Here is a 12,492-nt window from a genome sequence, read left to right as displayed (position 1 = left end):
CCGCGCCGGCAATGTTTCGGAGAACCTCAGGCCGCGTTGAAACCCGCGATCGCCTTCACTTCGAGATATTCCTCGAGGCCGAACTTGCCCCACTCGCGGCCGTTGCCCGACTGCTTGTAGCCGCCGAACGGCGCGGTGCGCTCATTTGGAACGCCGTTGAGATTGACGTTGCCGGCGCGAAGCTGACGCCCGACCTTGCGCGCACGCTCGACCGTGCCGGCCGAGACGTAACCCGCAAGACCATAGGGCGTATCGTTGGCGATCTTCACCGCGTCCGCTTCATCCTTCGCGCCCATGATCACGATGACGGGGCCGAAGATTTCCTCGCGGGCGATCGTCATGTCGTTGTTAACGTCGGAGAACACCGTCGGCCGCACATAGAAGCCCTTGTTGACGCCTTCCGGAAGGCCGACGCCGCCGGCAACAAGCGTTGCGCCTTCGTCGATGCCCTTCTGGATCAGCGCCTGGATCTTGTCCCACTGCGTGCGGTTGACCACCGGACCGATGGTGGTGCCCTCGGCGCGCGGATCGCCCGCCTTGGTCTTGTCGGCGACGGCCTTGGCGATGGCCGCGATCTCCTTGATCTTTGCCTGCGGCACAATCATGCGAGTTGGCGCGTTGCACGACTGTCCCGAGTTATTGAAGACATGCGCCACACCGCCGGTCACAGCCTTGGTGAAATCCGCATCGTCGAGAATGATGTTCGGCGACTTGCCGCCGAGCTCCTGGCTGACGCGCTTCACAGTGTTGGCGGCGCGTTTGGCGACATCGATGCCGGCGCGGGTCGAACCGGTGAATGAGATCATGTCGATTCCCGGATGTTCGCTCATGGCGACGCCGACATCGGGACCGAGGCCATTGATCAAGTTGAACACGCCTTTCGGCACGCCCGCTTCATGCAGGATTTCTGCGAAGATCAGCGCGGACGACGGCGTGAATTCCGACGGCTTCAGGATCATGGTGCAGCCCGCCGCGATCGCAGGCGCGACCTTGCAGGCGATCTGGTTGAGGGGCCAGTTCCACGGCGTGATCATGCCGATCACGCCGACGGGTTCGCGCACGACCACCGCCGAGCCAATCGGCTCTTCAAACTGATAGTCCTTGAGAACCTGAAGCGTCGAGGAAAGATGACCGAGACCGGCGCCGGCCTGCATCTTCTCCGCCATCGGCAGCGGCGCGCCCATCTCATCGGAGATCGCGGCGCCGACATCCTTCATCCGGGTCTTGTAGACCGCGATGATCTTCTCGAGCAGCGCGACGCGCTCTTCGCGGCTGGTCTGCGAGAATGTTTCAAACGCGCGGCGGGCGGCGGCAACAGCCTTGTCGACGTCGGCCTTGGAGCCAACCGCGACCTCGTACATCGTCTCTTCCGTGGCCGGATTGACCACCGGGATGGACTTCTTGACTACGGGGTCGACCCAGGCGCCGTCGATATAAAACTGCATGCGATTGGTCATGGCGTTTCCCTTAACTGCCGCGTTCTTGCGTCGATGATGGGTGAATCGATCAGACGACCGATAAATTCGATGGACCGGCCCTCGCCGATACGGCCCGATGGTATCGCTCTTGGGCCGGAAGCGAAAGACCGGCCTCGATCCTTTATCGTCACATGCGAGTGCAGCGCATGCGGGGCATGCATAGTATTTTGCGCGCCGGAAACATACTTCCGGCGCGACATTTTCAGGAGACTGATCGGATTTGACATGCTTCCGGCCGAAGCGATAGCGTTCCGGCCACATCGTTCTCGCCCCTCAACCGCGCACCACCCCAACGCACGCTGCGTTGCAAAAAAGCCCGCCGTCACAAGATCGCTGGCAAAAGAATGCGCAGGTCTCTGATGGTTGAACAACCGTGGCAGCCGAAAGGTATCGTAGCTTGACTGACAATATCGTCGCCGAGACCGCCGAGCGCATTTTTACCGATCTTGCGGACGCGCAGAGCATCAACAGCGCCGCGAATGACGGCTGGAAATCAACGCTCTGGACCGCGCTCAGCGATGCCGGTTTGCCCCTGTCGTGGGTACCGGAAGACTGCAACGGCGCCGGTGTCAGTCTCGCAGACGGCTTCAGCGTCGCGGGCTCGGCGGGCCGGTTTGCAGTTTCTATTCCGCTGGTCGAAACAATGCTCGCAGGCTGGCTGCTGTCGCAGGCCGGACTTCCCTCGCCGTCCGGAAAAATGACGGTCGCGCCAGCACGGCCGCAGGATCGCATGACGGTCAACGCGGACGGAACAGTGAGCGGCCGCGCCCGGGGTATTCCGTTTGCATCCGACGTCGAATATATCGCAGTGATCGCATCCGGCGCGCAGGGATCGATGATAGCGCTTGTCGAAGCGGCGTCCTGCCGGATTGAGGCCGGAGAAAATCTCGGCAACGACGCCTCGGACACCGTGACCTTCAACAACGTCAAACCGGTTTCAATAAAGCCTGCGCCGGCAGGAACGAGGCCAACCTCGCTGATGCTGATGGGCGCAACGTTGCGCAGCCTGCAGATTGCGGGGGCGCTGGAAACCATGCTCGACATAACAGTGCGCTACGCGAACGAGCGCGTCGCATTCGAGAAGCAGATTTCGAAATTCCAGGCGGTGCAGCACAATCTCGCAAAACTCGCTGGCGAAGTGGCGGTCGCCGTCTCCGCCGCGGGATCGGCAGCGGATTCCGTCGCGGACAGCACGTCGTTCGACGACGGCGTTTTCCTCGAGGTCGCCGCCGCCAAGATCCGTTGCGCAGAGGCTGCAGAGAAAAGTGCCGCCATCGCGCATCAGGTCCACGGGGCCATCGGCTTCTCGATGGAGCACATTCTGCATCGCTACACCTTGCGCGCGCTGGCCTGGCGCGATGACTTCGGTCAGGAAAGCTACTGGGCCACCGAACTTGGCAAATTCGTCGCCGCCCGCGGTGCGGACGAGTTGTGGCCGCTGGTCGCCTCGCGCTGAGAACAAGGAAAAACAAAATGACCGCAGCGCTTCGTTTCGATCAGATCCGTTTGCCGGAAAAGTGTGAGACGCTGCGACGCGAAGTCCGCGCGTTTCTCGCCGAGGAAATCGCGGCCGGCACCTTCAATCCCCACGAACCGCAGCGCGAAGACAGCGACATTCCGGAATTCAGCCATCGCGTCGGCCAGCGCGGCTGGATCGGCATGACATGGCCGAAGAAATACGGCGGCCACGAGCGCACCTTCCTGGAGCGTTATGTCGTCACCGAAGAGATGCGGGTCGCCAACGCGCCCACCCGCCGCTTCTTCGTCGCCGACCGCCAGAGCGGCCCGGTGCTGCTCCGATATGCGAACGAGCGAATCAAGATGGATATTCTCCCGCGCATCTGCCGCGGCGAAGTCTGTTTCGCCATCGGCATGAGCGAACCGAATTCCGGCTCCGATCTGTTCGCCGCCAAGACCAAGGCGACCAAGACCGACGGCGGCTGGCTGATCAACGGCACCAAGATCTGGACCACCTCGGCGCATATCGCGGATTACATGCTTGCGATCTTCCGCACTTCGCAGCCGACCAAAGAGAACCGCCGCCACGGCCTGACGCAATTTCTGGTGGACATGAAGACGCCGGGCATCACCGTCAATCCGATCGCGCAGATCAGCGGGCTGAAAGAATTCAACGAAGTCGTGTTCGAGGACGTCTTCCTTCCGGACGATCATGCCCTCGGCGAAATCGACGGGGCATGGAAACAGGCCACCAGCGAACTGGCCTATGAGCGCAGCGGACCGGAACGTTTTCTTGAAACCTACTATGTGCTGACCGAACTCGTGCGCGCGCTGGGACCGAACCCCGATGTGCGCGGCGCGGAAGGCATCGGCCGGCTGGTGGCCCAGCTTCACGCCATGCGCCGCATGTCGGTATCGGTCGCGGGCATGTTGCACGCAGGCAAGGAGCCTGTGGTGGAAGCCGCCATCGTCAAGGATGTCGGCACTATCTGGGAGCAGCAGCTTCCGCATCGCGTGCGCGATCTCGCCGCCTTTATCGATACCGATGCATCCAATCATCACACGCTGGAAGAGCAGCTTGCCTTCGCCATCAAGATTGCGCCAAAGCTGACGATCCAGGGCGGCACCACGGAAGTGTTGCGTGGCATCATCGCGCGCGGTCTGGGATTGCGCTAAAAATAACCCCATCGAGCGAGGAACATTCATGAGCGGCTTCACCGACATCGGCGTCGAAAAGCACGGACACGTCACGCTGATCGAGATTCGCCGGCCGCCGCTGAATTTCTTCGACCTGTCGCTGATCCGGCAGATCGCAGATGCGCTGGGCGAGATCGACAACGACATGGACGCCCGCGCGGTCGTTCTTGCCTCGCAAGGCAAGGCATTCTGCGCCGGCGCGAACTTCAACCGGCCGGCAGGGTTCGATGGAGACGCTGCGTCCGGCGACGGCACCACCGGCGATCTTTATCGCGAGGCGGTTCGTATCTTCAGCAACAAGAAGCCGATTGTCGCCGCCGTGCAGGGCGCAGCCATTGGCGGCGGCCTCGGTCTTGCAGTATCGGCGGATTTTCGCGTCGCCTGTCCCGAGACGCGCTTCGCCGCGAATTTCACGCGGCTTGGATTCCATCCCGGTTTCGGTCTCACCGTGACCCTGCCGGAAGTGATCGGGAAGAACAACGCCGCGCTGATGTTCTATACCAGCCGCAGGGTGACCGGCGAGGAAGCTTTCAAGATGGGGCTCGCCAACGTGCTCGTGCCGCAGGATCAGGTCCGCGCCGAGGCGTTCAAACTCGCGGGCGAGATTGCCGAGAATTCCCCACTGGGGCTGATGTCGACGCGTGCGACCATGCGCGCGGGCCTCGCCGAGCGCGTCAAGGCGCAGACTGACCACGAACTCGCGGAACAGACCTGGCTGCGGGACACCGAGGATTTCAAGGAAGGCGTGAAGTCGACGGAAGAACGCCGCGCCGGCAACTTCAAGGGACGATGACCGGCCGCCTCACGAAAGTATTGTGCAGGTGGGGGTTGTAGATTGATGCGCCGGATATGAATCGTCCGGCTGGCCCTTCATCTTCGCTTATCGAAGCGCGGCATTGCCCTTTCGCTCGCCCATCAGTTCAAGCAGCCAGGCAAGACTGAGAGCGAGACCCAGTCCAAGCAAGGTACTCATCAGCAGAACGCGAACAGAAGATGCGCCGCTTCGCTCCTGCGGTGGCAGAGCGCGGCTTAGTATCCGGGGAAGCGTATCGTTCGATTGCTGCCGTTCCCCGGCGTCGCGAGATCGCAGCAGGAAGGCCTGATAAGCCGCGCGGCTCGCCTCGAGATCGCGTTCCAGTTCCGCGAGACGCGCGGATGCGTCGGTCGAATTGCTCAGATCTTTCGTCGAAGCCTCAAGACGGATCTTGAGTTTGGTCGCGGCGGAACGGGCGCGTTCCATTTCGCCAGCGGTGGATTGAACCATCTCGCCGACGACCTGGTCCAGCAGCCGCCTTGCTTCCGCCGTCTGCGATCGGGCGAATTTCAGATCGGGGTGCCGTGGTCCGAGCGTCTCCGCCAGATCGGCTTCGATGCGCCGCGCCGTTGCGTAACGATTCCTGAGAGCGTCCACGGTTCTGCTCCGCATCCCTGCGGGAATCGCATCGACATCCCTGTCGTTCCTCGCACGCTGGAGCTGGGTCAATGCCGAACGCAAGCTGTTGACACGAGCTTCGGCCGTGGCGATCTGGCTGGACAACTCGCTCGCTTGCTTTTCCAGCATCGGCCGGCCGGTGAGGCCGGCCATTCCGTTGTCCTGGCGATAGGACTGATAGCGCTGTTCGGCACTGCGGAGGCGAGATTGAAGCGTTTCCAGCGCATCGAGTGGTACGCGAGCGCTGGGCGCAGCGTTTGTCTGCGGGCGCGACGCGTCTTCTATATAGGCCTCCATGACCGCATTCGCGACCCGCGCCGATGTTTCGCGATCCGGCGTCATAACATTGACATTCACCACGGACGAGCCGGGATCGTGCGTGACGCTGACCGAGCGATCAAGCTGACGTAACGCCAATGCGTGCGGGTCAGCGGCAGGCACGAGACCGATCGCGGCCAGCGATCCGGAAAGGATTCCCCGCGATCTCGCGCCGAACAGCGGATCGGTCGCGAGCTTCTCACGTGCGATAACCTTGTCAAAAATCGCGGCAGACTTCATGACACCAGTCTGGCTTTCCACACCGCCCGCAACCTGCGCACCGGAGGTTTCGATCCGGCCTGATGCAAGATACCTGGGAGACGCGAGCAAGACGTAGACAAGGCTCATCGCGGCGCAGGCAAGCGTTACCCCCGCGATAAAAGCTGCCCGGCGACGCAGCATCGCTACAGCGTCATCAATGTGAAAAACCGGCGGCTGAATCCGACGCAGGTAAGCGTCGTGCCGGTCGCCATCTGAAATCGCCATGTCAACGACCCACTCCGATACAAGTCGGCCCAGTCTAGACCGGCGGCGCGCCTGTTGGGAGGCATCTTTAGGTAGCCATCGGACAAAATATGCCCGCGGCAACCACCCTAAACCGGCGGATATCCGGGATTTTCAGCCGGCAAGCTCGATAAAGATCGGCTGATGATCCGAGGCCGCGGTGTTGCCATCGACCTCGATATGGCGAACCCGGTTGCTCAAATCTTCGGTCGCAAAAATGAAATCGCGGCAGTCGGGACCGTTCGACCATTGTGCGTGATCGTAGAGCCCGCAGGTGAAGGCATGAGGTTGACCCGGATGACATACCCGCCACGCATCGCGATAACACAGTCCCGGCCGCGTCGACTCGTGAATGAGATTATACTGCGGGTCCGATACGTCGAAATTGAAATCGCCGCACAACAGGCTCGACGCGGCAAGCGTTTGAGCGGCGTATGGTTCAACGTGAAGGCCGCCTGTCCTGGGACTCGTGGATGCTTCTTCCTGCAGATCGAGCAGCCGAGTGATCTGGGCTTCACGCTGGCTCGCTGAATGATATTCGAGATGGGTATTGACGATGCGCACCGGTCCGAATGCTGCCAGAATGGTAACATCCAGCGCGTGACGCCGCATGCTGCGGACGCTCCCCGGCCACGGCAGCAGGTGGTTGGCGATCTGCACCACCGGCAGACGCGACAGCGTCATATTGCCGAACCGATGCGACCGGCCGTCACCGTCAATTGTTTCGATGGCTGGACGAAATACCGCTCGGTATCCCGACAACAATGACGCCAGTTCTGCGCTCTGATCCTTGCCGCCATCAAGATTGGAGAAATTATCCGACACTTCCTGAAAGCAGTAAACGTCCGCGTCGGCGAACTCTCTGGCGACGGACACAATGCGTGCGAGATCGGTTACCCCGTCGCAGCCCCTGCCGCACTGGATGTTCCAGGTCAGTAGCCGCATCAGCGGATGCCCGCACGCATGAAGGACTGCACGAACTGCCGCTGGAACAGCAGAAACGCGATCAGCAGCGGGGCCATCGTCATCACCGTCGCTGCCGTAATGATCGACCAGTCGACTCCGGTTTCCGGCGCACCGAATACTGCGAGTCCCACCGTCAACGGCCGGCTCTCGACCGAGTTGGTGACGATCAGTGGCCAAAGGAAGTTGTTCCAATGATAGCTGACCGAGACGAGGCCGAAGGCCACATAGGTTGGCCGCGCCAGCGGCACATAAACCTTCCAGAGGATTTGCAGCGGTCCCGCCCCTTCGACACGAGCAGCTTCAACCAGCTCTTGCGGCACGCTCTTGAAGGTCTGCCGCAGCAGGAAAATTCCGAACGCACTAGCGAGATACGGCAACGCAATCGCCGGGATCGTATCGAGCAGCCCGAGCTTGCCGATCATGCGGTAGTTCTCGACGATCAGCACGTCCGGCATGATCATCAACTGCAGCAGTACAAGCGCGAATGCAATGCCGCTTCCCCTGAACGTAAAACGCGCGAACGCGTAGGCAGCCAGTGTCGAGAGCACGAGCTGGCCGATCAGGATGATCACGACCAATACAATGGTGTTGAGATAGTAGCGGCCGAAAGGCGCCTGTTGCCACGCGCGCGCAAAGTTCTCCAGCGTCCATGGCGCGGACAGACTAAACGACGTCGCGTAGGCTGCGGGATGCAGCGCGCTCCAGAACGCGTAAACCAGCGGCGCCAGCCACAACAGCGCCAGCAGCCACGCGGCGATCGCCTCGATCGGGTGCGTGCGGCCGTTCATTGGTAGTGGATCCTGCGGTCGAGGTAGCCGAACTTGATCAGCGCCACCGTGCTGAGAAGGATCAGAAGCACCACCGTCAGCGTCGCCGCATAGGCGGAATCCTGGAACGTGAAGGCGACTTCATAGATATAGTAGAGCAGCAGCGTGCTGGCGTTGTTTGGGCCGCCCTTGGTCATGATGACCAGATGGTCCACCAGCTTGAAGGAATTGATGACGGCGTTGATCGCAACGAACAGCGTGGTCGGCATCAGCAGTGGAAACGTAATGCGCCGGAACGTGTACCAACGGCTGGCGCCTTCGACAGCTGCTGCCTCTTCCAGATCCGGCGACAACTGCTGAAGCGCCGCGAGGTAGAAGATCATGAAGAATCCGGCTTCCTTCCAGATCACCATGACGATCAGGCAGCCCATCACCGTGCTTGGATCGCCAAGCCAGTTCCAGCCTGCGAGACCGAATGCGCCGCGCAACTGGTCGAGCAATCCATAATCCGGCGTGTAGAAGAACAGCCAGATATTGGCCACCGCGATCATCGGCAGCACGGTCGGCGTGAAGAACGCGAGGCGCAGAAAGCCACGGCCACGCATGTTGCGGTTGACCCAGATCGCCATCAACAACGCCAGCGTGATCGATGTCGGGATGGTACCGAGCGCGAACCAGAAATTATTGACCAGCGCCTTCCAGAAGATCGGATCGGCGGCCATCGACTGGTAGCTTTCGGAGCCGACGAAAACTTCCGTGCCGTTCCGCCGCGTCAGAAAGAATGAATGCCGGATCGTCGCAAGAATGGGATAGTGCGTGAATGCAATCAGCAAAACGAAGGCCGGCAACAGCAGCAGCCACGCATTCACAGCATTCCACCATGCGTGCGACCTCGGTCTTCGCGGGGCAACTGGTGCTGTGACTGCTTGATCGGTCATCATGAAAGCGGCCGGGCGGCGGCGAACCGCCACCCGGCATTTTCTTTACTTGTAAGCGCGCAGCACGCGGTCGGCCTGCTGCTGCGCAGCCGCGAGCGCCTCCGACGGCTTCTGCGTGCCGGTGACGGCCGCCTGCACGGCGTCATTGACGAACTTGTAGATGCGACCGTTTTCGTGAACGGACAATTCCGGCACCGCATGCTCGAGCTGGTCGCGCGCAACGGTCGCGGCCGGGAAGCCCTTCGTATAGGCTTCCATGGTCGGCGTCTTGTAAGCCGCCGGTGAGACGGCAACGTAACCGGTCTTGATGCTCCACTCGGCGGCCCGCTCGGGGGCGGTCATCCACTGAATGAGCTTCACCGCGGCCTTCTGCTGTTCCGGTGACGCGTTCTTGAAGACATAGAAGCTGCCACCGCCGGTCGGCGAACCGCGCCGTTCCTTGGCGGGCAGCATGGCGACGCCGAAATTGAACTTTGCACCGTCCTTCACCGCAGTAAGATTGCCTGTGGTGTGCCACATCATCGCAGTCTTGCCTTCGAGGAAGTCGGTACGCAGCGTCGCCCAGTCGATGCTGCCGGTCGGCATCACCGCGTGCTTGCGCGACAGGTCGGTCCAGTAGTCCAGCGCACCAATAGTTTTCGGCGCGGTCAGATAGACCTCGTTGCCCGCCTCGTTCATCAGCTTCTGACCGTTCTCGATGGCGAGCGCCTGAAGCATCCAGTAGCCGTAGCCGGTGGTGGGGATTTCAACGCCCCAGCGTGTGGTATTGCCCGACGCGTCCTTCTTGACGAGCTTCTTGCCCATCTCGACCATTTCGTCCCAGGTCGCAGGCGCCTTTTCCGGATCGAGGCCGGCTTCCTTGAAGGCGTCCTTGTTCCAGTACAGCACGATAGTCGAACGCTGGAAGGGGATGCTCCAGGTCTTGCCGTCGATCTGGCCGTTCGCCATGAACGCCGGGTAGAATTCCTTGAACCACGCCTTGTCCGCAACAAGCCCGTCCATCGGCACGATGGCGTTCTCGTCCATCAGCGTGAAGACGTCAGTCGACAGCAGCACCGATAATTGCGGCGGCTGGCCGCCCTTCATCGCCGTCATCGCCTTGGTCATCGTATCGGTATAGTTACCGGCATAGACCGCCGTCACCTTGATATCCGCGTTCTCTTTTTCGAAACGCGCCACCATGTCGTCGATGATCTTGGTCACCGGGCCGCCGACCGCGACCGGATAATACATGGTCAGATCGACCGCGGCCGCGGGCCGCGCATTGAGGGATAGCGCCGCAAGTGCAGCCGCCGCCAACATCGTTCGTCCAAAGAATCTCATATCATCCTCCCCTGGTTTTCATCAGGCTGCTCGATCCCGTTCCGAGTCTCAGACAGCCGCAATACGTTTCACCTCGCCGGAAGCGGCTTCGATCCGCCGTTCCGACGTCTTGTCGAACTGGTGTTCAAAACCAGCATCCCACGCGAGCCGAATGTCATCGCCCGGCTGCGATTTGCTGAAACCATCCTGCCGCACCGAAACAGGCTGTCCGTCGATGTCGCAAAGAATGATGCTGTCCGCCCCGAGATGCTCGACCGCCTTTACGCGCGCCGGATGACCGTCATGCGACACAATGCGAATATGCTCCGGGCGAATACCGAGGAGCCGGTCACCACAGGCAATCAGATTCATCGGGGGCGTTCCGATAAATCGCGCCGTGAAAGCTGTCGCAGGCCTGTTGTAAAGTTCTTCCGGCGTGCCGTTCTGTTCGATGCGGCCGTCGCGCATCAGCACGACGCGGTCCGCCATCGTCATCGCTTCGGTCTGGTCATGCGTGACATAGACCATCGTCATGCCGAGGCGCTGCTGCAGCGAACGGATTTCCGTGCGCATCTCATGACGAAGCTTTGCATCAAGATTCGAAAGCGGCTCGTCCATCAGGCAGACCCGCGCCTCGGCGATGATGGCGCGCCCGAGCGCCACGCGCTGGCGCTGGCCGCCGGATAACTGCGACGGCTTGCGCTCGAGCAAGCGTCCGAGACCGACAATGTCCGCTACGCGCTTGAGCCGCTCGGCGCGTTCAGCGCGGGAGACACCCCGCACGCGCAGGCCGAACACGATGTTCTCCGCGACGCTTAGATGCGGAAACAGCGCGTAGGACTGGAACACCATGGAGATCTTGCGCTGGGCCGGCGACAGATGAGTCACGTCGGCGCCGCCGATTGTGATCGTGCCGCCGTCCGGTTGCTCGAGGCCCGCAATCAGCCGCAGCGTCGTCGACTTGCCGCAACCCGACGGCCCCAGCAGAACCAGCAGCGAACCTTCGTCCGCCGTGAGGCTGACCGCGTCGACGGCCCGCATGGGGCCCCAGTTCTTGGAGACATGATCGAGCGTAATCGCTGACATAAACTTACCCGGCCCGACTGAATTGGTGTGCGCGAGAGGCGTACGGCATGCACGGCGACGTGCGCCGGGTCGCTCCGCTTGCCGGAGATCGCCACACGGCACGCACGTCGAAAGAACGCTTTGCTCGCGTCCCCGGCAACATCAAAACTCCTCCCCGCGTTCATTCGAACATAAATCTTGATCGAACGAAATAAGAAATTGCACCTATTATGTTCGAATGATAATATTCCCATCAGATACATGCTCAAGATGACAAACAAACGACAGGCCCAGATTCTGGACATCGTGCGCGACAAAGGCTTCGCGTCGATCGAGCATCTTGCCGTGCACTTCAACGTCACTCAGCAAACTGCCCGCCGCATCGTGAACCAGTTGTGCGACCAAGGTTTGCTGCGCCGCATTCACGGCGGCGTCGGTCTTCCGGTCTCGAACCAGAACCTCGCTTATGAAAGCCGGCAAGGTCTGAACTTCGAGGCGAAGCGGCGCATCGCGCAGGCCGTCTTCAATTTCGTTCCCGACGGGGCTTCGATCATGATCGGCCTCGGAACGACGCCTGAATATGTTGCGCTGGCGCTGGCCGGACGCCAGAACCTTCGGATCATCACCAACAGTCTGAACGCGGCATCGGCTTTCGCGCACAATCCCGATGTAGAGATCACCCTCGCGGGCGGAACGCTGCGCCCGCTCGACCGCGACATCATCGGTGACGCCGCGGTGCGTTTCTTCTCCCAGTTCAAAGCCGATATTGGAATCTTTGGCGTCGGCGGCATCGACGAAGACGGCACGCTGCTGGATTTTTATTCCGGCGAGGTTCAGGCGCGTCAGGCCATCGTCGCCAATTGCCGAACCGCACTGCTCGTCGCCGATGCCAGCAAATTCGGTCGCAACGCCACAGTGCGCGGTGGCCACATCAGCGATTGCCAACATTTCTTTACAGAGAAACCGATTCCAGCGGGTTTCCATCGGATCACCGATCAGTTCGCCGGAAAGATTCATGTTGCAGATGATGGCCGCGTACAGGCCGCGTGACCCGGCGCTGGCGCATT

The 12,492-nt window shown here is 61.2% G+C and carries 11 protein-coding genes; 4 read left to right on the top strand and 7 right to left on the bottom strand.

Annotated elements, in window-relative coordinates:
* Positions 1–26: 26 nt before the first annotated feature.
* Positions 27–1,457 carry an aldehyde dehydrogenase family protein gene (locus tag LVY71_RS08270; protein ID WP_235099315.1) on the bottom strand — a complete coding sequence of 477 codons (1,431 nt, stop codon included), beginning with the start codon at positions 1,455–1,457 and terminating at the stop codon, positions 27–29.
* A 418-nt stretch (positions 1,458–1,875) separates the two neighbouring features.
* Here LVY71_RS08270 and LVY71_RS08265 point away from each other — a divergent pair, with 418 nt between their 5' ends.
* Genes LVY71_RS08265 through LVY71_RS08255 form a run of 3 tightly spaced genes read left to right on the top strand, consistent with a single transcriptional unit; the run spans position 1,876 to position 4,926 of the window.
* Positions 1,876–2,934, top strand: a complete 1,059-nt coding sequence (locus LVY71_RS08265; protein WP_235099314.1) for an acyl-CoA dehydrogenase family protein — start codon at positions 1,876–1,878, stop codon at positions 2,932–2,934.
* Between the two features lie 17 nt (positions 2,935–2,951).
* Positions 2,952–4,112, top strand: coding sequence for an acyl-CoA dehydrogenase family protein (locus tag LVY71_RS08260; protein ID WP_235099313.1), 1,161 nt, complete (start codon positions 2,952–2,954; stop codon positions 4,110–4,112).
* 28 nt (positions 4,113–4,140) lie between these two features.
* On the top strand, positions 4,141–4,926 hold the full coding sequence (locus LVY71_RS08255) for an enoyl-CoA hydratase/isomerase family protein (RefSeq protein ID WP_235099312.1): 786 nt from the start codon (positions 4,141–4,143) through the stop codon (positions 4,924–4,926).
* 87 nt (positions 4,927–5,013) lie between these two features.
* Here LVY71_RS08255 and LVY71_RS08250 read toward each other — a convergent pair whose 3' ends face one another.
* The 6 genes from LVY71_RS08250 to LVY71_RS08225 form a co-directional block, all read right to left on the bottom strand.
* Positions 5,014–6,369, bottom strand: a complete 1,356-nt coding sequence (locus LVY71_RS08250) for a GumC family protein (protein WP_235099311.1) — start codon at positions 6,367–6,369, stop codon at positions 5,014–5,016.
* A gap of 132 nt (positions 6,370–6,501) precedes the next feature.
* A complete protein-coding gene (locus LVY71_RS08245) occupies positions 6,502–7,332 on the bottom strand; it encodes an endonuclease/exonuclease/phosphatase family protein (RefSeq protein WP_235099310.1) in 831 nt (276 codons plus the stop codon).
* On the bottom strand, positions 7,332–8,141 hold the full coding sequence (locus LVY71_RS08240) for a carbohydrate ABC transporter permease (protein ID WP_235099309.1): 810 nt from the start codon (positions 8,139–8,141) through the stop codon (positions 7,332–7,334). The genes LVY71_RS08245 and LVY71_RS08240 overlap by 1 nt, the downstream gene beginning before the upstream one ends.
* Positions 8,138–9,058 (bottom strand): carbohydrate ABC transporter permease, encoded by a 921-nt coding sequence (locus LVY71_RS08235; protein WP_235100057.1) that lies wholly within the window; start codon positions 9,056–9,058, stop codon positions 8,138–8,140. The genes LVY71_RS08240 and LVY71_RS08235 overlap by 4 nt, the downstream gene beginning before the upstream one ends.
* Positions 9,059–9,103: 45 nt before the next feature.
* Positions 9,104–10,381 (bottom strand): ABC transporter substrate-binding protein, encoded by a 1,278-nt coding sequence (locus LVY71_RS08230; RefSeq protein ID WP_235099308.1) that lies wholly within the window; start codon positions 10,379–10,381, stop codon positions 9,104–9,106.
* 48 nt (positions 10,382–10,429) lie between these two features.
* Positions 10,430–11,446 carry an ABC transporter ATP-binding protein gene (locus tag LVY71_RS08225; RefSeq protein ID WP_235099307.1) on the bottom strand — a complete coding sequence of 339 codons (1,017 nt, stop codon included), beginning with the start codon at positions 11,444–11,446 and terminating at the stop codon, positions 10,430–10,432.
* A gap of 249 nt (positions 11,447–11,695) precedes the next feature.
* Between LVY71_RS08225 and LVY71_RS08220 the strand changes: the two genes are divergently transcribed.
* Positions 11,696–12,475: a DeoR/GlpR family DNA-binding transcription regulator gene (locus LVY71_RS08220; RefSeq protein WP_235099306.1), complete on the top strand. Its 780-nt coding sequence runs from the start codon at positions 11,696–11,698 to the stop codon at positions 12,473–12,475.
* Positions 12,476–12,492 lie beyond the last annotated feature (17 nt).

It is taken from the genome of Bradyrhizobium sp. G127, from assembly GCF_021502575.1.
Lineage (GTDB): Bacteria > Pseudomonadota > Alphaproteobacteria > Rhizobiales > Xanthobacteraceae > Afipia.
This window is presented reverse-complemented; position numbering and strand designations above follow the sequence as displayed.

What these genes read in the sequence shown, in the direction of transcription:
- LVY71_RS08260 (WP_235099313.1), top strand. Translation starts at nt 2,952, where the DNA reads ATGACCGCAGCGCTTCGTTTCGATCAGATCCGTTTGCCGGAAAAGTGT.
- LVY71_RS08255 (WP_235099312.1), top strand. Translation starts at nt 4,141, where the DNA reads ATGAGCGGCTTCACCGACATCGGCGTCGAAAAGCACGGACACGTCACG.
- LVY71_RS08230 (WP_235099308.1), bottom strand. Translation starts at nt 10,381, where the DNA reads ATGAGATTCTTTGGACGAACGATGTTGGCGGCGGCTGCACTTGCGGCG.
- LVY71_RS08270 (WP_235099315.1), bottom strand. Translation starts at nt 1,457, where the DNA reads ATGACCAATCGCATGCAGTTTTATATCGACGGCGCCTGGGTCGACCCC.
- LVY71_RS08220 (WP_235099306.1), top strand. Translation starts at nt 11,696, where the DNA reads ATGACAAACAAACGACAGGCCCAGATTCTGGACATCGTGCGCGACAAA.
- LVY71_RS08225 (WP_235099307.1), bottom strand. Translation starts at nt 11,446, where the DNA reads ATGTCAGCGATTACGCTCGATCATGTCTCCAAGAACTGGGGCCCCATG.
- LVY71_RS08245 (WP_235099310.1), bottom strand. Translation starts at nt 7,332, where the DNA reads ATGCGGCTACTGACCTGGAACATCCAGTGCGGCAGGGGCTGCGACGGG.
- LVY71_RS08250 (WP_235099311.1), bottom strand. Translation starts at nt 6,369, where the DNA reads ATGGCGATTTCAGATGGCGACCGGCACGACGCTTACCTGCGTCGGATT.
- LVY71_RS08240 (WP_235099309.1), bottom strand. Translation starts at nt 8,141, where the DNA reads ATGAACGGCCGCACGCACCCGATCGAGGCGATCGCCGCGTGGCTGCTG.
- LVY71_RS08235 (WP_235100057.1), bottom strand. Translation starts at nt 9,058, where the DNA reads ATGACCGATCAAGCAGTCACAGCACCAGTTGCCCCGCGAAGACCGAGG.